The 18,083-nt window shown below is 74.4% G+C and carries 17 protein-coding genes; 9 read left to right on the forward strand and 8 right to left on the reverse strand.

Annotation, left to right across the window (positions count from 1 at the left end; translation table 11 throughout):
• Window positions 1-6 precede the first annotated feature (6 nt).
• The 3 genes from dacB to LH044_RS02480 are packed head-to-tail and all read right to left on the reverse strand — an operon-like array spanning window position 7 to window position 3,880.
• Window positions 7-1,677, reverse strand: a complete 1,671-nt coding sequence (gene dacB / locus LH044_RS02470; protein ID WP_227758213.1) for a D-alanyl-D-alanine carboxypeptidase/D-alanyl-D-alanine endopeptidase — start codon at window positions 1,675-1,677, stop codon at window positions 7-9.
• Complete coding sequence (locus tag LH044_RS02475; protein WP_227758214.1) at window positions 1,674-3,158, reverse strand: CoA-binding protein; 1,485 nt, start codon at window positions 3,156-3,158, stop codon at window positions 1,674-1,676. Before LH044_RS02475 ends, dacB begins: the two co-directional genes overlap by 4 nt.
• Entirely contained in the window at window positions 3,155-3,880 is a 726-nt protein-coding gene (locus tag LH044_RS02480; RefSeq protein ID WP_227758215.1) for an acetate--CoA ligase family protein, read from the reverse strand. The genes LH044_RS02475 and LH044_RS02480 overlap by 4 nt, the downstream gene beginning before the upstream one ends.
• A 46-nt stretch (window positions 3,881-3,926) precedes the next feature.
• Here LH044_RS02480 and LH044_RS02485 point away from each other — a divergent pair, with 46 nt between their 5' ends.
• The 4 genes from LH044_RS02485 to tal all read left to right on the forward strand — a co-directional run bounded on the left by LH044_RS02485 (window position 3,927) and on the right by tal (window position 8,771).
• Entirely contained in the window at window positions 3,927-4,319 is a 393-nt protein-coding gene (locus tag LH044_RS02485; protein WP_227758216.1) for a hypothetical protein, read from the forward strand.
• Between the two features lie 10 nt (window positions 4,320-4,329).
• Window positions 4,330-5,487, forward strand: a complete 1,158-nt coding sequence (locus LH044_RS02490; protein ID WP_227758217.1) for an FIST signal transduction protein — start codon at window positions 4,330-4,332, stop codon at window positions 5,485-5,487.
• A gap of 109 nt (window positions 5,488-5,596) precedes the next feature.
• Entirely contained in the window at window positions 5,597-7,588 is a 1,992-nt protein-coding gene (tkt, locus tag LH044_RS02495) for a transketolase (protein WP_227758218.1), read from the forward strand.
• A gap of 85 nt (window positions 7,589-7,673) precedes the next feature.
• Window positions 7,674-8,771 (forward strand): transaldolase, encoded by a 1,098-nt coding sequence (tal, locus tag LH044_RS02500; RefSeq protein ID WP_227758219.1) that lies wholly within the window; start codon window positions 7,674-7,676, stop codon window positions 8,769-8,771.
• 40 nt (window positions 8,772-8,811) lie between these two features.
• On the opposite strand, the gene LH044_RS02505 is transcribed toward tal, so the two are convergent.
• Window positions 8,812-9,231, reverse strand: a complete 420-nt coding sequence (locus tag LH044_RS02505; RefSeq protein WP_227758220.1) for an MmcQ/YjbR family DNA-binding protein — start codon at window positions 9,229-9,231, stop codon at window positions 8,812-8,814.
• Between the two features lie 70 nt (window positions 9,232-9,301).
• Here LH044_RS02505 and LH044_RS02510 point away from each other — a divergent pair, with 70 nt between their 5' ends.
• Together LH044_RS02510 and LH044_RS02515 are read left to right on the forward strand one after the other, a co-directional pair.
• Window positions 9,302-9,778: a winged helix-turn-helix transcriptional regulator gene (locus LH044_RS02510; RefSeq protein WP_227758221.1), complete on the forward strand. Its 477-nt coding sequence runs from the start codon at window positions 9,302-9,304 to the stop codon at window positions 9,776-9,778.
• Entirely contained in the window at window positions 9,775-12,165 is a 2,391-nt protein-coding gene (locus LH044_RS02515) for a bifunctional FO biosynthesis protein CofGH (protein WP_227758222.1), read from the forward strand. The genes LH044_RS02510 and LH044_RS02515 overlap by 4 nt, the downstream gene beginning before the upstream one ends.
• Here LH044_RS02515 and LH044_RS02520 read toward each other — a convergent pair.
• A complete protein-coding gene (locus LH044_RS02520) occupies window positions 12,120-13,331 on the reverse strand; it encodes a hypothetical protein (protein ID WP_227758223.1) in 1,212 nt (403 codons plus the stop codon). The genes LH044_RS02515 and LH044_RS02520 overlap by 46 nt on opposite strands.
• A complete protein-coding gene (locus tag LH044_RS02525; protein ID WP_227758224.1) occupies window positions 13,328-13,651 on the reverse strand; it encodes a hypothetical protein in 324 nt (107 codons plus the stop codon). Before LH044_RS02525 ends, LH044_RS02520 begins: the two co-directional genes overlap by 4 nt.
• 461 nt (window positions 13,652-14,112) lie before the next feature.
• On the opposite strand from LH044_RS02525, the gene LH044_RS02530 reads away from it, so the two are divergent.
• Window positions 14,113-15,150 carry an LOG family protein gene (locus LH044_RS02530; protein ID WP_227758225.1) on the forward strand — a complete coding sequence of 346 codons (1,038 nt, stop codon included), beginning with the start codon at window positions 14,113-14,115 and terminating at the stop codon, window positions 15,148-15,150.
• A gap of 43 nt (window positions 15,151-15,193) precedes the next feature.
• Here LH044_RS02530 and LH044_RS02535 read toward each other — a convergent pair whose 3' ends face one another.
• Window positions 15,194-15,757, reverse strand: coding sequence for a pyridoxamine 5'-phosphate oxidase family protein (locus tag LH044_RS02535; RefSeq protein WP_227758226.1), 564 nt, complete (start codon window positions 15,755-15,757; stop codon window positions 15,194-15,196).
• 106 nt (window positions 15,758-15,863) lie between these two features.
• On the reverse strand, window positions 15,864-16,064 hold the full coding sequence (locus LH044_RS02540) for a hypothetical protein (RefSeq protein ID WP_227758227.1): 201 nt from the start codon (window positions 16,062-16,064) through the stop codon (window positions 15,864-15,866).
• Between the two features lie 385 nt (window positions 16,065-16,449).
• Between LH044_RS02540 and LH044_RS02545 the strand changes: the two genes are divergently transcribed.
• Both LH044_RS02545 and LH044_RS02550 read left to right on the forward strand, forming a co-directional pair.
• On the forward strand, window positions 16,450-16,923 hold the full coding sequence (locus tag LH044_RS02545) for a DUF3109 family protein (protein WP_508619039.1): 474 nt from the start codon (window positions 16,450-16,452) through the stop codon (window positions 16,921-16,923).
• Window positions 16,924-17,028: 105 nt separating this feature from the next.
• Entirely contained in the window at window positions 17,029-17,913 is an 885-nt protein-coding gene (locus LH044_RS02550; protein ID WP_227758229.1) for an AAA family ATPase, read from the forward strand.
• Window positions 17,914-18,083: the final 170 nt, after the last annotated feature.

Genomic DNA, 18,083 nt, shown 5'->3' on the forward strand with positions numbered 1-18,083 from the left:
GCCCCCTCAGGCCGCGGCCGGCGGCAACGGCCGCAGCTGCTCGACGGGCGGCGCCTGCGGATAGGTCAGCAGGGCCTCGAGCAGCTGGCCCTGCAGGGCCAGGTCGGCGGCCTGGACGGCCCGGCCCGCCGGGTTCTGCACCGTGGAGAAGGCGAGCGGCCGGCCCGAGTCGGTCGTCACCCAGCCCGACAGGCCGGTGATGCCCGACAGCGTGCCGGTCTTGGCCGCGACGCGGTCGCGCAGCGGCGGGCGCAGGAAGCGGTCGTCGAGCGTGCCCGGCTGGCCGGGCCGGGCCAGGCCCGAGGTCAGCGCACCGGTCGGGCCGTCGGCCGCGAGCACCGCGTCGAGCAGGCGGCACGTGACCCGGTTCGACCGGCTGAGCCCGGAGCCGTCCTCCATCACCAGGCCCTCGATCGGCAGGCCGCGGGTGGCGAGGTCGGCGACGAGCACCTGGATGCCGGCCTTCGTCGAACCCGCCCCGTCCTTGGCCGCCCCCATCTCCTTGACCAGCACCTCGGCGGTCGTGTTGTCGGAGAAGGTGTCCATCTCGGCCACGATCTCGCGGATCGTCGGCGACTGCAGCTCGGCGACCGGGGCCGCCCCCGCGGGCGCGGCCCCGGAGCGGGCGGGGCCGACCACCTCGACGCCGCGCGCCTCGAGCAGCTGCGTGAACACGTCGGCGGCGTGGGCGGCAGGGTCGGCGGCGGGGCCACCGGCGGCGCCCGCCGGGTCGATCGGGTCGAGCGTCCACGCGTCGTTCACCATCAGCGCGCCGATGTTGGCGACCTCGCCGCTGGCCACGTCCGCCGCGGCCCACGACGGCACCGTCCGCTGGTCGTCGAACCGGGTGCCGTCGCCGACGACCGCCCCGTCGACGCGGCGCACGCCCGCGGCCACGACGTCGTCGGCCAGCGCCTCGAGCGACGACGTCGGCTGCGGGCCGTGCTTCCACCGCCGCGCCGCGGTCGACGTCGACAGCAGCGGGTCGCCCCCGCCGACGAGGAACAGGTCCCCGGCGACCGTGCCCCCGGTCGGTGCGGCCGGCGCCACCACCTTCGTCGTCAGCCGCGTGTCGGCCCCGAGCGTCGACAGGGCGGCGGACCCGGTGACGAGCTTGATGTTCGACGCCGGGATCAGCGGGTTCGTGTCGCCCGACGCGGCGAGCGAGGTCGCCCCGTCGGTGACCAGCACGCACGACGCGTCCGGGAACCGGCCCACCACCGGCCCGACGGCGGCGGCGACGTTGCGGAGCGCGACCGGCCGGGCGACCAGCTCCGGGACCCGGCGGGCCGACAGGACCGGCGTCGCGAGCCGCGCCGACGGCGCCGCGCCCGTCGCGGTCGGCGTGCCCTCGTCGCTCAGCGCCGCGCCGGCGACCAGGCCGGCGCCCGCGACGGCGAGCACCCCGGCGACCGCGAACCAGCGGCCCCGACGTCGACGACGCCGCGGCGCCTTGGGCACCGAGGCCGGCACGGGGGCGGCCTGCTCGGGGGCGAGCCCCGGCACCGGCCCGACCGGGCCCTCCATCGTCGAGGTGGTCGCGGTCACCGCGGCCGGGGCGGCACCGCCGACGACGCGCACCGAGGTGTCGCGCGCCTCGGTCGACGCGGGGTCGTGGGCGAGCACCGGCGGCTCGCCGAGCACCGGCTCGGGCGGGACCCCGGAGAGGTCGCTCACGGCTGGACGAGCCCCCGCCGCGAGAGGTGCCGGCTGCGGCGCCACAGGTGACCGAGCGCGGTGACCGCCCGGTCGGCCGACGGGTAGCAGAGCCGTCCGGTGGCGCGGACCGTGGCGGGCCCCGGGTTGTCGGGGAACGCCACTGCGAGCTCGGTCGCGGTCAGGATCGGTTTGCCGGTCGCGAGCGAGATGTCGTGCGCGGCCTGGGCGAACCGCGCGTCCTGGCGCTCGTGGTAGGCGACGATCCGGTCGAGCCCGTGGTCGGGGTAGAAGCCGCCCTCGCGCAGCATGCGGGCGGAGTTCGACTGGATGCCGAGGCCCAGGTACACGACGGCGTCCACGCCAGGGTGCTCGGCGATGAGCGACAGGACCTCGGGGATCGTGTCGCGCGTCTCGCCGCCGGCCAGGTCGACCGGGTTGCTCCGGCTCCACCGCGGCGGCAGGAGCTGGTCGATCCGGTCGTGGAGGTCCGGGGGCAGTGTCGCGAGCTCGAGGTCGGGGTGGCGCGTGATCGCGTCGGCGGTGACCACGCCCCAGCCGCCGGCGGTCGTCATCACGACCACCCGGTTGCCGGTGGGCAGCGGCTGGGTGGCGAAGGTGGCGGCGGCCTCGAAGGCCTCCTCGACGGTCGCGGCGCGGGTCACCCCGGTCTGGCGGCACAGCCCGTCGAAGGTCCGGTCGTCGGTGGCGAGCGACCCGGTGTGGCTGGCGGCGGCCCGGGCGCCGCCCGCGGTCGCACCGCCCTTGAGCACCACCACCGGCTGGTGCGACGCGACCTCGCGCAGGGCGTCGGCGACGGCGCGGCCGTCGGTGACGCCCTCGATGTAGGCGAGGGCGACAGCGGTCTCGTGGTCCTCGGCGAAGAAGCGGAGGAAGTCGGGCACCGTCGTGGCGGCCGCGTTGCCGCACGACACCGCCCGGGAGATGCCGACCCCGGTCGCGCACGACCAGTTCATGAAGCTGGACACGAAGTTGCCCGACTGGCTCGCGACGCCGATGCGCCCCGGCGGCGGGTAGGGGGCGACGATCTGCGCGCACAGCCGCGACGGCGTGGACACGACGCCCTGGCCGTTCGGGCCGACGAGCAGGATGCCGAGGTCGCGGCACAGCGCCACCAGGTCGGCCTGGGCGCGCTGGCCCTCCTCGCCCGCCTCGCCGTAGCCGGCCGAGGTGAGGAAGGCGGCCCGGATGCCCTTGGCCGCCGCCGTGCGCAGCAGCTGCTCGTTCGCCGACCGCGGCGTGCACACGAAGATCAGGTCCGCCTCGCCCTCGGGCAGCTCGTCGAGCGACGTGAGCGTCGGCACGCCGAGCACCGGGCTGCCCTCGAGGTTCGTCGCGAAGACCTTCCCCGCGTAGCCCGAGGCGAGGATGTTGTGGAGGCTGACGAAGCCGAACTTGCCGGGGTGCGTCGACGCACCGGCGATCACGACCCCCTTGGGGTCGAACAGCGCCAGGAACTCCTCGACGGTCGGACCGCTCACGAGGCCTCCTCCCGCAGCTCGACGAGCGCGTCGACGGCGACCGCCCGGCCCTCGTGCACGATCAGCGGGTTGAGGTCCGCCGAGACCAGCGCCGGCACCGCCTCGGCCGCGGCCGAGAGGCCGAGCAGCACGTCCACGACGGACGAGCGGTCGAGCGCCGGTTCGCCCCGGAACTCGCCGAGCAGGGCCTGCGAGCGGAGGTCTTCGATCATCTCCTCGGCGTCGACCCGCGTGATCGGGACGAGGCGGACGGTCACGTCCGCGACCGCCTCGGCCAGCACGCCGCCGAGGCCGAGCAGGACCGTGTGGCCGAACTGCGGGTCGGTTGCGATCCCGGCGATCAGCTCCCGGTTGCCGCTGAGCATCGGCGCGACGAGCACGCCGGTCGCGGCGTCCTCGGGTCGTGCGGCCTCGAGCAGCGCCTCGGTGGCGGCCGCCGCGGCGTCGGCATCGGCCAGCCCGAGCCGCACGAGCCCGCGCTCGGTCTTGTGCGCGACGTGCTCGCCGCACAGCTTCGCCACCACCGGTCCGCCGAGGTCGGCGACGGCGGCACGGGCCTCGTCGGCCGAGCCCACCAGGCGCTCCTCCGCGAACGGCACCCCGAAGCCCGCGAGCAGCGCCTTCGAGTCGGCCTCGGAGAGGGTCCGGGACGGTCCTCCCGCTGGCGTGGACGACGGTGACGGCGCCGTCGCAGGCGCCGTGGGTGCGGGGTCCGCTGGCATGGGGGGCAACCCTACGCGGCGAGGTGGCGGCCGTAGCATTCGCCGGATGCAGATCGTCTCAGCCCTGTTCGCGGACGACATCCAGGTGCGCCAGGCCGAGGGCGGCGCGGCCCGGCTCGACCTCACCGGGATCCAGTTCTCGGCGGCCGCGCCGGGCCCGTTCCCGCTCACGATCACACCGCACCTCGTCGTGATCGTCCGCTGCCCCACGGATCACCCGGGCAACGCCGCGCTCGAGGTCGTGTTCCTGCGCGACGGCGAGCAGATCGCCCGCAACGTGCAGCCGCTGCAGATCGACCCCGGACGCTTCGCCTACCGCCTCGTCCGCCCCGAGCTCGAGTTCCCCGAGGCGGGGACCGTCGAGGCGCACTGCCGGATCGACATGGGTCCCATGACCGTGGTGCCCTACACCCTGCTGGCGCCGGTGGCCGGCGCCTGAGGCGGCGCCCGTGACCGTCGTCGGCGCCGCGCTCAGCGAGCACCCGCTCGCGACCCATGCGGTCGGCGAGACCGTCGGCCACCTGCTCGAGGTGGGCGGGCCCCGGCCCGACCTCGTCACGCTGTTCGCCACCGAGCCGCACCTCGGCGCGCTCGAGGACATCGTCCGCGCCGTGCGGCACCTGCTCGAGCCGCGGGTGCTCGTCGGCGCGGCCTCGCAGTCGGTGCTCGGCGGCGCCCGGGAGGTCGAGGACCACGCCGCGCTCGTCGTGCAGGCGATGTGGTTCGGCGGGGCCCGCATCCGACCCGTGCGCATCGACACCGTCCCCGGCGCCGACGGCCCGCAGCTCCGCGGCGCCGGCGCGCTCGAGGGCACCCGCGGGACCCTGGTCCTGCTCACCGACCCGTTCAGCTTCCCGGTCGACCTCGCACTCGGCGACCTCGCGGTCACCGCCCCGGGCCTGTCGGTCGTCGGCGGGGCGGCGTCGGCGGCGCGGCGCCCGGGCGGCAACCGCCTGGTGCTCGACGCCGCCATCCACGACCACGGCGCCGTCGCCGCGCTCGTCGACGACACCGTCCCCCTCATGACGGCCGTGTCGCAGGGGTGCCGGCCGATCGGGCCGCCGTTCACCGTGACGAGGTCGGAGCGCAACCGCCTCCACGAGCTGGCCGGTCGTCCCGCCCTCGAGCGGTTGCTCGAGGTCGTCGACGGCCTCGACGACACCGATCGCGCCCTGGCGGCCGAGGGGCTCCGCATCGGGCGCGTGGTCGACGAGCACCTCGAGGAACCGGGCCGCGGCGACTTCCTCGTCCGGCGCGTGCTCGGCGGCGACCGCGAGGCGGGCGTCGTCGCGATCGGCGACGAGATCCCGGTCGGCGCCACGGTCAGGTTCCAGGTCCGCGACGCCGCCTCGGCGAGGGAGGACCTCGTCGACGCGCTCGGCGGGCTGACCGCCGCCGGCGCCCTCTGCTTCACCGACACGGCCCGGGGCTCCGACTTCTTCGGCGGTCCCGACCAGGACGCGCTCACGGTCAGCGAGGCCCTCGACGGCGCCGCCGTGGCGGGCACGTTCTGCTCGGGCACGTTCGGCCCCGTCGGCGGGCACCCGGCGCTCCACGACGCCGCGATGTGCGTCCTGCTCGTCGACGCCGCACCCGCCTGGCCCTGAGGCGGGCGACCCGCCTCGCCGTCGGGTGCGTGGACCCGGCGCCCCCCGGGTTCGTGGCCCCCGGGGTGCTCGCTACGATCCCCGGGTCACCGATCGGACAGGACCTCCCATGTCGAACACGTCGCCCACGACGGCACAGCCCACTGCCGAGCTCGAGCAGCGAGCGATCAACGTCATCCGTGGCCTGGCCATGGACGCGCCGGCGAAGGCCAACTCCGGCCACCAGGGCACGGCCATGGCCCTGGCCCCGCTCGCCCACGTCCTGTGGACGCGGATCATGCGCTACGACGCGTCGGCGCCCGACTGGGCCGACCGCGACCGCTTCATCCTGAGCTGCGGGCACGCCTCGATCCTGCAGTACGCGATGTTGTACCTGACCGGCTACGGCCTGACGCTCGAGGACCTCGAGCAGTTCCGCCAGTGGGGCTCCAACACGCCCGGCCACCCCGAGTTCGGCCACACCGCCGGCATCGAGGTCACGACCGGTCCGCTCGGCCAGGGCTTCGCCAACGGCGTCGGCATGGCGATCGCCGAGGCGTCCCTGCGCGACCGGTTCGGCAGCGACGTGTGCGACCACCACATCTGGGCGATGGTCTCCGACGGCGACCTGTCCGAGGGCGTCAGCCACGAGGCGGCGTCGCTCGCCGGCCACCTCGGGCTCGGGCGCCTCGTCTACGTCTACGACGACAACCACATCTCGATCGACGGGCCGACCGAGCTCGCGCTGTCCGACGACGCCGCCACCCGCTTCGACGCCTACGGCTGGCACGTCCTCGAGCTGGGCGAGGCCGCCGAGGACCTCGACGCACTCGAGGAGGCGCTGCTCGAGGCCAGGTCGGTCGAGGACCGGCCGTCGCTGATCGTGCTCCGCAGCCACATCGCCTACCCGTCGCCGCGCCTGACCGACGACGCCTCGGCCCACGGGCTCGCCTTCAAGCCCGAGGACATCACCGAGACGAAGGCGGCGATGGGCCTGCCCGACGAGCCCTTCTACGTCCCCGACGACGTCCTCTCGCTGTACCGCGAGGCAGGGACCCGGGGCCGGATCGCCCGCGAGGACTGGGAGCAGCGGGCCCGCGTCGCCCTCGCGGGGCGCGAGGCCGAGTGGGACGCGTCGCTCGGCGCCCGCGGCCTGCCGGGCTGGACCGACGTGCTGCCCTCGTACACCGAGGCCGACAAGCCGGCGACCCGCGTCGCCAGCGGGGACTGCGTCGCCGCGCTCGCCGCCGTCGTGCCCGGGCTCGTCGCCGGGGCCGCCGACCTCATCGGCAACACCGGCACCAAGCTGCCGGGCGAAGACGTGCTGTCGGCCAAGACGCCGGGCGGCCGGCAGATCCACTTCGGCATCCGCGAGCACGCGATGGGCTCGATCATGGTCGGCGCCGCCCACCACGGGGGCATCCTCCCCGCGGCCGGCACGTTCCTCGTCTTCAGCGACTACATGCGGCCGGCGGCGCGGCTCGCCGCGCTGTCGGACGCCAAGTGCGTGTTCGTCTGGACGCACGACTCGGTCGGCGTCGGCGAGGACGGGCCCACCCACCAGCCCGTCGAGCAGGTCATGTCGCTGCGGCTGATCCCGCACCTGACCGTCATCCGGCCCGCCGACGGCAACGAGACCTCGGCGGCGTGGCGCGTCGCGATCGATGGCACCGGGCCGGTCGCGCTGATCCTCAGCCGGCAGAACACCCCGGTGCTGCCGACCACGGCCGAGCGGGCGGTCGAGGGCGTCGACCGGGGCGGCTACGTGGTCGCCGACGCCGAGTCGCCCGACCTCGTGCTCGTCGCCACCGGCACCGAGGTCGCCGTGGCGCTCGAGGCCGCGGGCACCCTGGCCGAGGAGGGGCGGTCCGTCCAGGTCGTCTCGCTCCCGTGCTGGAGCCGCTTCGACGCCCAGGACGCCGCCTACCGGGACGCGGTGCTGCCGCCCGGCGTGCCCACCGTGTCGGTCGAGGCCGGGGTCACGCTGGGCTGGGAGCGCTACGCCGACGCGTCGGTCGGCATCGACCGCTTCGGCGCCTCGGCCCCCGGCGACGTCGTGCTGCGCGAGCTCGGGATCACTCCGGAGCACGTCGCCGCCGTCGCCCGCGACCTGCTCGGCTGACGCCGCACCGCGCCCCGAGCGGGGCCCCACGGACCACCCGGACCGTGGGGCGTCGGGCGACCCGCGGCGGCAGTAGCGTTGCCGCATGGGACGCCTGCAGGACCTCTACACCGAGCAGGGCCAGAGCCCGTGGCTCGACAACCTCAAGCGCGGCTGGCTCGCCGACGGCGAGATCCAGCGCTGGATCGACCGGGGGGTGCGCGGGATCACCTCGAACCCGTCGATCTTCCAGAAGGCGATCGAGTCGGGCGACGAGTACACCGCGCAGCTGACCGAGCTCGTGCGGGGCGGCGCCTCGATCGAGGACGCCTACTGGGCGATGGTGACCGACGACATCACCGCCGCGCTCGCGCTGTTCCGCCCGCTCTACGACAGCTCCGACGCCGGCGACGGCTACGTCTCGGTCGAGGTGGCGCCGTCGCTCGCCCGCGACACCGACGCGACGATCGACATGGCCCGCGACCTCTGGGCCCGCATCGACCGGCCGAACCTGTTCGTCAAGATCCCGGCCACGGTCGAGGGCCTGCCGGCCATCCGCCAGATGATCTCCGAGGGCGTCAACGTCAACGTCACGCTGATCTTCAGCCTCGACCGCTACGCCGCCGTGATGGAGGCCTACATCGACGGGCTCGCGGCCGCGTCCGACGCCGGCCGCGACCTCAGCCGCATCGCCTCGGTCGCCAGCTTCTTCATCAGCCGCGTCGACACCGAGGTCGACCGGCGGCTCGAGGCCGTCGGCACCGACCAGGCCCTGGCGCTGCGGGGCCAGGCGGCCGTCGCCCAGGGCCAGCTGGCCGGGCAGATGGCGAAGGAGGCCTTCGCCGGCCCGCGCTGGGAGGAGCTCGCCCACCAGGGGGCCCGCCGCCAGCGCCCGCTGTGGGCCTCGACGTCGACGAAGAACCCCGCCTACCCCGACACGCTCTACATCGACCAGCTCATCGGCCCCGACACGGTGAACACGATCCCGGACTCGACGCTCGAGGCGTTCGAGGACCACGGCACCGTCGCCCGCACGCTCGACGCGGACGTCGAGGGCGCCCGGGCCACGTGGGCGGAGATCGGCGCCCACGTCGACATGGTCGACGTGGCCAAGGTGCTCGAGGCCGAGGGCGTCACCGCCTTCGAGAAGAGCTTCGACGAGCTGCTCGGCGTCCTCGAGACCCGCGCCCGCGAGCTCGGCTGACGATCCCGGCCGCCTCGGCCCCGCCCCAGGCGGCCCCGCCTCAGGTCTCCTCGGGCAGGCCGTGCTCGGCCAGCCACGCCCGGGCCCGGGTCGGCGACGCCTGCGCCAGCCAGGCGTCCTGGACGATCTCGGTCAGCTCGTCGAGGTCCACCTCGCCCAGGCGGCTCGCCCGCACGAGCACCGACGGGTGCCCGTCGAAGTGGGCGGTGGTGAAGAACGGGTTGGTCGGGTCCTCGACCAGGGCGCGCTTGTCCTCCTCGCCCCCGACCCAGAGCACGATCACGTCGTCGTAGCGCTCGCCGGTGTCCGGATCGACGGCGTCGGGACGGGGCGTGCGGAAGAAGACGAACGACTTCTTCCCCACCTGGTAGACGCGGTTGCCCTGGGAGCCGACCTCGAAGGTGACGTGGGGCATCGCCGCGGCGATGCGGTGGACGTCGTCGGCGGTCGATCCGGCCATGGCCGCGATGGTCGCGCCGATCCTGTCGGGGTGGTGGGTTCAGATCCTGAACCGAGGTAGGGTGCCCGCCGTGGCACTGCCAGAGGCCCTCCCCGACCACGACCCGGCGTGCTCGATCGCCCGATCGCTCGACATCGTCGGCGACCGCTGGACGATCCTCATCCTGCGCGACGCCTTCCGCGGCCTGCGACGCTTCGACGAGCTCCGTCGCGACCTCGAGATCCCCCGCGCCGTGCTGGCCGACCGCCTCCGCAAGCTCGTCGACGCGGGCGTGCTGACCCGTCGCCGGTACCAGGACCACCCGCCCCGGGACGAGTACCGGCTGACCGCGATGGGCCTCCAGCTGTCGCCGATCCTGGTGGCGCTCATGCAGTGGGGCGACCGCTGGCTGAGCGGCCCCGACGGCGCACCGACGCTGCTCGTGCACGAGCCGTGCGGCACCGAGATCCACCTCGGGTTCCACTGCCCGACGTGCGACGAGGACTTCACCCCGACCGACATCGCGAGCCGGCCCGGTCCGGGCCGCGCCGAAAGGGACGACGGATGACCGAGCTGACACCCCTCGCCCCCGGCGCGGACGACCCGGCGGCGCTGCCGCTCGACGAGCTGATGGCCCGGGCCCGGGCCGTGCGCGACGCGGCCCACGGGACCCGCACCACCTACTCCCCCAAGGTCTTCATCCCGCTGACGATGCTGTGCCGCGACCGCTGCGGCTACTGCACGTTCGCCCAGCCGCCGGCGCGGCTCACCTCGCCGTTCCTCGAGCCGGAGGAGGTGCTGCGCATCGCCCGCGCCGGCGCACGCCGCGGCTGCCACGAGGCGCTGTTCACGCTGGGCGAGGCGCCCGAGGACCGCTACCCGGTGGCACGGGAGTGGCTCGCGGAGCGGGGCTACGCCTCGACCGTCGAGTACCTCGCCGCCATGTGCCGGCTGGTGCTCGACGAGACCGGCCTGCTCCCCCACGCCAACGCCGGTGCCCTCTCCCACGAGGACCTCGCGCTGCTGCGGGCGGTCTCGCCGTCGCAGGGGATGATGGTCGAGTCGCTCAACCCCGACCTCCCCGCCCACCGCGGCGCCCCCGACAAGGAGCCGGCCCGCCGGCTGGCGACCCTCGAGGCGGCGGGCGAGCTGGCGATCCCGTTCACCACCGGGATCCTCGTCGGCATCGGCGAGTCCCGGCAGGACCGCATCGACGCGCTCGAGGCGATCGCCGCGTCGCACCGCCGGCACGGCCACGTCCAGGAGGTGATCGTCCAGAACTTCCTCCCGAAGGACGGCACCGCCATGCACCTCGCGCCGCCGTGCCCACCCGACGTGTACCTCGACGCCATCGCCCTCGCCCGGCTGATCCTGCCGCCCGAGATCCACCTCCAGGCGCCGCCGAACCTGTCGGACGACTTCGGGGTCCTGCTCGACGCCGGCATCGACGACTGGGGCGGCGTCTCGCCCGTCACCGCCGACCACGTCAACCCCGAGCGCCCGTGGCCCGACCTCGACCGCCTTCGCGAGGTCACCGAGGCGCGCGGCCACAGCCTGGCCCCGAGGCTGACCGTCCACCCGGAGTTCGCGCTGGACCCGCAGCGCTGGCTCGACGAGGGCCTGCACTTCGCCGTGCTCGACCGCTCCGACGCCGAGGGGCTCGGCCGCGACGATCCCGGCGCCCAGTTCCCCCAGAAGGTCGCGTCGATCACCCCCGTCGGCGACGACGCCGAGGTCACGCTGGTCGGCCCCCGCTCCACGCAGTGGTACTCGGGCGCGCCCGTCGCACCGCCGGTCCTCGTCCCCGCCCCGTCCGAGCGCGTCACCGGTCCGGTCGCCGAGGTGCTCGACGGCGTGCGCACCGGCCAGGAGGTCGGCGAGGACGAGATCCTCACGCTGTTCGCAGCCCGCGGCCCCGAGGTGGCGGCCGTGGCCGCCGTCGCGGACGAGCTGCGCCGGGCGATCGTGGGCGACGAGGTCACCTACGTCCGCAACCGCAACATCAACTACACGAACGTCTGCACCTTCAAGTGCCGGTTCTGCGGCTTCTCCAAGGGACCGCTGAGCCTGAACCTCCGCGGCAACCCCTACCTGCTGACCCTCGACGACATCGCCCAGCGCGCCGTCGAGGCCGCTGCCGAGGGAGCGACCGAGGTCTGCCTGCAGGGCGGCATCCACCCCGACTTCGACGGCGACTACTACATCGACGTCGCCCGGGCCGTGAAGGACGCCGTGCCCGACATGCACGTCCACGGCTTCACCGCCCTCGAGGTGACCGAGGGCGCCCGACGCCTGGACGAGCCGCTCGCCGACTACCTCACGCGGCTGAAGGAGGCGGGGCTCCGGACGCTGCCCGGCACCGCGGCCGAGATCCTCGACGACGACGTCCGGGCCGTCATCTGCCCGGACAAGATCAACACGGAGGAGTGGCTCGAGGCGCACCGCACCGCCCACTCCGTCGGGCTCAACAGCAACGTCACGATCATGTTCGGCACCGTCGAGCAGCCCCGGAGCTGGGCCCGCCACCTCCTCCTGACCCGCGACCTCCAGAAGGAGACCGGCGGCTTCACCGAGTTCGTCGGCCTGCCGTTCGTGCACATGGCCGCGCCGCTCTACCTCCAGCACCGCTCCCGGCGCGGTCCGACCTTCCGGGAGGTCGTGCTCATGCACGCGATCGCCCGGATCACCTACCGGGACACGATCGACCACGTGCAGGCGTCGTGGGTGAAGCTCGGGCTCGCCGGCGTGGGGCAGCTGCTCCAGGCCGGCGTCGACGACCTCGGCGGCACGCTGATGGACGAGAACATCAGTCGGGCCGCGGGCGCCGAGCACGGCACGATGGCCACCGCCGAGGACTTCCGGGACCTGCTCGCACCGCTCGGCCGCACGCTCGTGCAGCGCACGACGCTCTACGGCCGGGTCGGCGACCCCGTGCCCGCCACCGCCCCGGCCTGACCGGGACAGGTCGCCAGGCCCGGCACCAGCACCGTCGTCACGGTGCCGGTCCCCGCCGTGACGGCGCTGGCGGTCGCCTGGCAGGTCGAGCCCCAGCGCAGGAGCATCCCGCCCGAGTAGGTCGTGGGGATCGTGGCGACGGTCGCCCGGGTGGTGCCGTCGGGGAGCACCTGCGCGAGGTCGGGCACCCGCGGCGGCGTCAGGAGCGCCCCCGCCGCAGCGAGCACCTCGGCCGCGTCGGGCGACCGGCCGTCGCCCCCGCCGACGACGACCGCACGCGTGCCCGGTGCCGGGGCGGCCACGCGCACCGGCACGTCGATCCGCTGGCGCTCGCCGTACGCCCCGTTCCCGTCGCACGCCGTGACCTCGACCCGGATCACCGTCGAGGCCCCCTCCGCGGTGGGCGTCGCATAGCGGAACGGCACCGCGATGGTGCCGTTCGCGCCCGTGCCCCGGCCGTCGCACGGCGGCCGCTCCGCGCTCGCCGCGACCGGCAGCGTGATCGCCGGGTCGCCGAAGTCCGCCGTCGCCCCGACCGCCGCCGCGTCGACGACGTCGGGATCGCTCCACGTCACCTGCAGGACCACCGCCTGGCCGGCCGCGGGGGTCGTGGTCGGCCGGCCCTCGGCGTCGACGAGCGTCGCCGAGGCCGTCATCACCTGGTTGGGCGGCACGGTCGTCGGGGGTGCGGTCGTGACCGGGACCGTGGTCAGCGTCGGGCCGGTCGTCGTCGAGGTCGGCACCGTGGTCATCGGCACCGTCGTGACGACCACGGGCGCCGTCGTGGCCGGGGCGATCGTCGTCGTCGTGGTCGTCGTGCGGTCGCCGTCGGCGTTGATCTCCTCGGGGTCGGGGTGCGGCCACAGCAGCACCCCGAGCGCGACGGCGCACACGGCCCCCACCCCGCCGAGCACGGCCCGGCGGCGGCGCAGCCGGCGCCCGGCCCGCACCCCCACGAGGTGGCGGGCCTCGTCGAGGTCGAGCCCCGGCACGGCGAGGCCGGCCAGCACGACCGACGCCGGCGACGGCTCCGGCCCCTCGGCGCCGTCGGACCCGTCGACGCGCGGCGCGCCCCGGTCCCCGTCGCCCGAGCCCCCACCCGCCGGTCCGGTGCCGGCCGGTCCGGCGGGCGTGTCGACGACCTCGAGGTCGCTGACCTCGCTCACTGGTCCCCCAGGCGGGCGTCGAGCGGGCTCTCGACCTCGGCCGACACCCGTCGCCGGTCGGCCAGGCGGGTCCCGATGCGGGCCAGGCTCTCGTCGACCGCGGCCGGGGCCATCCCGAGCAGCGCGGCGGCCTGCCACGGCGGCAGCCCGCAGCCCAGGCACACCACGCCGACGCGCCGGTCCACGCGGCGGGCGCCCGACAGGGCCTCCTGCAGCTCCCACAGCGCGAGCCCGTGGACGTCCCACTCGGCGCCGACGCCGTCCTCGAGGAGGTCGGCCGGCAGCAGCTGGTCGGCGCGGGCGCCGTCGGGGAGCGCCACGTGGCCGGGGTGGCCGATCAGGCGGGCGAGGCAGAGCTCGGCCCGCCCAGCCCACGATGCGCTGCGCCGCCCGGTCGGTGTCCCGGAGGTGGTGCACCCGGGCCCGGCAGAGCGCCTCGACCGCCACCTCGTCCGCGGCGGGGTCGGACGCCGCCGGCGCGGTGCGGTCGCGGTCGAGCACGCGGCGGGCCAGCCCGACGACCGCCGGATAGGTGCGCGCGAACAGCAGGTCGAAGTCCGATCGTGGCGCCACGGGCGCGACGACCTCGACCGTCCCAGCGCCGCTCGACCCGTCGTCCACGTCACCCCCCTTCCGCGTCCGTGCGGATCCAGCACCGCACCCTCGTCGACCGGCGCGGATCTTCCCACGGGAGACGGCCGGAGGGTGCGACCCACGGCCCCACCGCAGCCCCGCCCGGCGTGACCGTCCGACGCCCCGGCACCGGTACCGTGATCGACCGATGGCCGAGCGCAGACCCAGGTACCGGACCGGTGACGACGACCTCGACGCCCGCGTCGAGGAGCTGCTCGCCGACGCGGGCGTCGACAGCAACCAGGACCTCGCGTTCGAGCTGATGACGTCGGTGCTGCGGATGGCGAAGGAGGGCCTGTCGCGGGGCGACCTGAAGATCGCCAACTCCACCCTCAAGGAGATGCGCTACGCCTTCCACGTCTTCGACCCGTACCGCTCGGTCCGCAAGCTCGCGATCTTCGGCTCGGCCCGCACCGGCATCGACGAGCCGGCCTACGGCGCGGCCCGGGCCGTCGGCCGGGCGATCGCGGACGAGGGCTGGATGGTCATCACCGGTGGCGGGCCCGGGATCATGACCGCCGGGATCGAGGGCGCGGGCACCGAGAACAGCTTCGCCGTCAACATCGTCCTGCCGTTCGAGCCGGCCGGCGGGGGCGTGATGGTCAACGACGGCAAGGTCATCAACTTCAAGTACTTCTTCAACCGGAAGCTGACCTTCATGAAGGAGGCCTCCGCGTACGTCATGTTCCCCGGCGGGTACGGGACCATGGACGAGACCTTCGAGCTGCTGACCCTCCTGCAGACCGGTCGCGAGGTGCCGGCTCCCATCGTGCTGTTCGAGCCCGAGGGCGACGCCTACTGGCGCAGCTTCCGCCACTTCCTCGAGGTCGAGCTCCTCGACTCGCGCCTCATCCGCCGCGACGACCTCGACCTGTTCCACATCACCTCGGACGTCGGCGACGCCATCGAGCACCTGACCCGCTTCTACCGGGTCTTCGACTCGATCCGCTACGTCGGCGGCCGCCTGGTGCTCCGGCTCCGGAAGGAGCCGACCGACGAGCAGCTCGCCCAGCTCAACGAGCAGTTCTCCGACATCGTGGCGTCGGGCGAGATCGAGCGGACCGAACCCGCCCCGGTCGAGATCGCCGACGGCGACGCCCTGTCGATGCACCGGATCCGGTTCCGGTTCATCAACAACGAGTACGCGCGCCTGCACGCCATGATCCGGGTGATCAACACGTTCTGACGTCGTCCACGGCGCCCAGCGTGACCGGGTGCCGCAGCCCTGCTCAGGCCGGCTCGACGGGAACGTCGAACGCGGGGAGGCCGTCGATGCTCACGGCGTTCTTCCGCGCCCGGTAGGCGTCGAGCTCCTCGTCGCTGCGGTTCGAGGCCCAGTCGTCGAGCCGCGTGCGGTCGGCGACGTAGTCCATCAGCGGCACCGAGTAGCCGCACGAGTCGCCGACGCGGTCGACGTCGACCACGATCACCGAGCGGGCGCCGCGGTGCGGTCCGAAGTGGCCGACCAGCTCGTCCCAGCCGTCGTCGCCCGGCAGCACGACACGACCCGTGCCGTGGAAGCGGACGATGCGCGGCGGCCCGTCGAACGCGCACCACATCAACGTGATCCGACCGTTCTGGCGGAGGTGCGCCACCGTCTCGGCGCCGCTGCCGGTGAGGTCGAGGTAGGCGCAGCGGTCGCCCTCGAGGAAGGCGAACGTGTCGCCCATGCCCTTCGGCGAGAGGTTCACGTGCCCGCCGTCGCCCGACGGCGCGGTGGCGACGAAGAAGAGGTGCTGGCGACCGACCCAGTCCCGGATCACGTCGTCGATGCCGTCCCTGACCTTGCCCACGGACCGAACCTACCGGCCCGACCGACGCGCCCCCACCGGGTTGCCGTGCGTCACAGCCCCCGTGGACGAGCGCGCGCCGACGGCGGCTCCGACCGGCCCGGACCGCTCAGGCCACGTCGTCGGGCTCGTCGAGCAGGTTGATCGCCTTCTCCACCGCGCGTCGCGCCCGGGTCAGGCGCTTCTCGTCGACCGGGAGCTCGTGGCCGCCGGCGTCGATCGACTCGCGGAGCCGGACGATGGCCAGGTCGGCCAGCTCCTCCGCGATGACCTCGAGCCGGCCCCGGATGTCGTCGAACTCGCCTGCCATGGGGGCAACCTCTACCACCTCCGGGTGACATCGGTGGTCGTGCCACGTCGGTAGTCTCGGCGAGTGGCTCCTCCCCCCGCCCCGGTCGAACCCCCGCCGCCGGGCGCCGACGACACGAGCACCCGGCAGTGGGTCAGCTTCGAGCACGACGGCGACACCTGGATGTTCGACGCCACGTTCCTGATGAGCCCCTACCGCTGCATCTTCGGCGACGGCTGCAAGGGGGTGCTCGACGAGGACGCGTCCGACCTCGGGCACGGGTGCTGCTCGTTCGGCGCCCACTTCGCCGACAAGCCCGACCGGGTGCGCGTGCGCGAGCTGATCGGCCGGCTGAGCAAGGACCAGTGGCAGCTGCGCAAGGAGGCCCCGCGCCGCCGGCGGCGCCATCACCCGCAACGAGGACGGCGACTGGGTCACCCGCGTCCACGACGGCGCGTGCATCCTGCTCAACCGCACCGACTTCCACCGCGGCGCGGGCTGCGCCCTCCACGTCGCCGCGCTCGACGCCGGCGAGCGGCCGATGGACTGGAAGCCCGAGGTCTGCTGGCAGGTGCCGATCCGCCTCGAGTACCACACCGACGAGGTCGGCCACACCACCCACACGGTCCGGGAGTGGCGACGCCGCGACTGGGGCGAGGGCGGCCTCGAGTTCCACTGGTGGTGCACCGAGGCACCTGAGGCGTTCACCGCCCACGAACCGCTCGTGACGACGTGCCGCGACGACATCGTCGGGCTCGTCGGGCAGGCCGTCTACGACCGGCTCCGGGAGCACCTCGGCGTCGACGACGGGCCCGCGGCCGGGGTCACATGGCTGCCGCACCCGGCGGTCCGCCGCCGCCAGGCCCTCGGCGCTCCCTGAACCGACTCCCACCCGTTCCTCAAGGCGGGTCCGGACCGCGCCGAACTGTCAGGTGTGACCGCGTTCTCCGCCCCCGAACTGACCCGGGTCGCCGAGCAGGAGGGGATGATCTTCCCTCCCTACGTCGTCGACCAGCTGGTCGCCGCCCTCGACGCCGGCAAGCACGTCATCCTGACCGGACCACCCGGCACCGGGAAGACCACGCTCGCCTACCTGGCGGCCGAGCTGGGCCGCCACTCGATGCTCTGCACCGGCTACCAGCCGACGACCGCCACCTCGGAGTGGACCACCTTCGAGACCATCGGCGGCCTCCAGCCCACGCCCGAGGGGCTCATCTTCCGTCCCGGCCTGTTCGTCGAGGCGATCGAGACCGGCAAGTGGCTCGTGATCGACGAGCTCAACCGCTCGAACTTCGACCGGGCCTTCGGCCAGCTGTTCACCGTCCTGTCGGGCTCGGCGGTCGTCCTCCCCTTCCGCCGCAGCGGGCAGATCAAGCCGATCTCGCTCGTCCCGCACGGCGTCGAGCCCCCCGGTGAGACCGACCCCATCCGGCTCCCGGCCAGCTGGCGGATCATCGCCACGATGAACGCGCTCGACAAGCACCTGCTGTTCGACATGTCGTACGCGCTCATGCGCCGCTTCGCCTTCATCGAGGTGACGACGCCGCCCGACTGGGCCTACGAGCGGCTCCTCGAGGGCGAGGGCGAGCTCGTGAAGAAGCTGCTGCCACTTCGCCAGCTCAACAACCTCGGCCCGGCCATCTACGTCGACGCCATGCGCTACGTCAGCCGCCGCAGCCGCGACGACATCTCCGAGTCGCGGATGCTGTTCGAGGTGTTCTACGCCTTCTTCCTGCCGCAGTTCGAGGGCATCGACGAGCACACCGCCGTCAGCCTCTACCGGACGGTGGCGAAGCAGCTGGACCCGCCCGAGCAGCAGGAGGCCCGCCGGGTCGTCGCCGAGCTCCTGGGCGAGGAACTGGTCGGCTGACCGTGGACGACGCGGTCGTCGCCGGCCCGGCCGGCGATCCAGCACCCGTCGCGGACGACGGGGACCACGGACCGGACCCCCACCGCCGAGCTCTGGCGGCGCCGATCGCCGCGCTCCCCGGCGATCGCCTGCGCGACGGCCCTCACCGGGATCGACGGCGCCACCCTCGG

Source organism: Dermatobacter hominis, assembly GCF_020715685.1.
Taxonomy (GTDB): Bacteria; Actinomycetota; Acidimicrobiia; order Acidimicrobiales; family Microtrichaceae; genus Dermatobacter; species Dermatobacter hominis.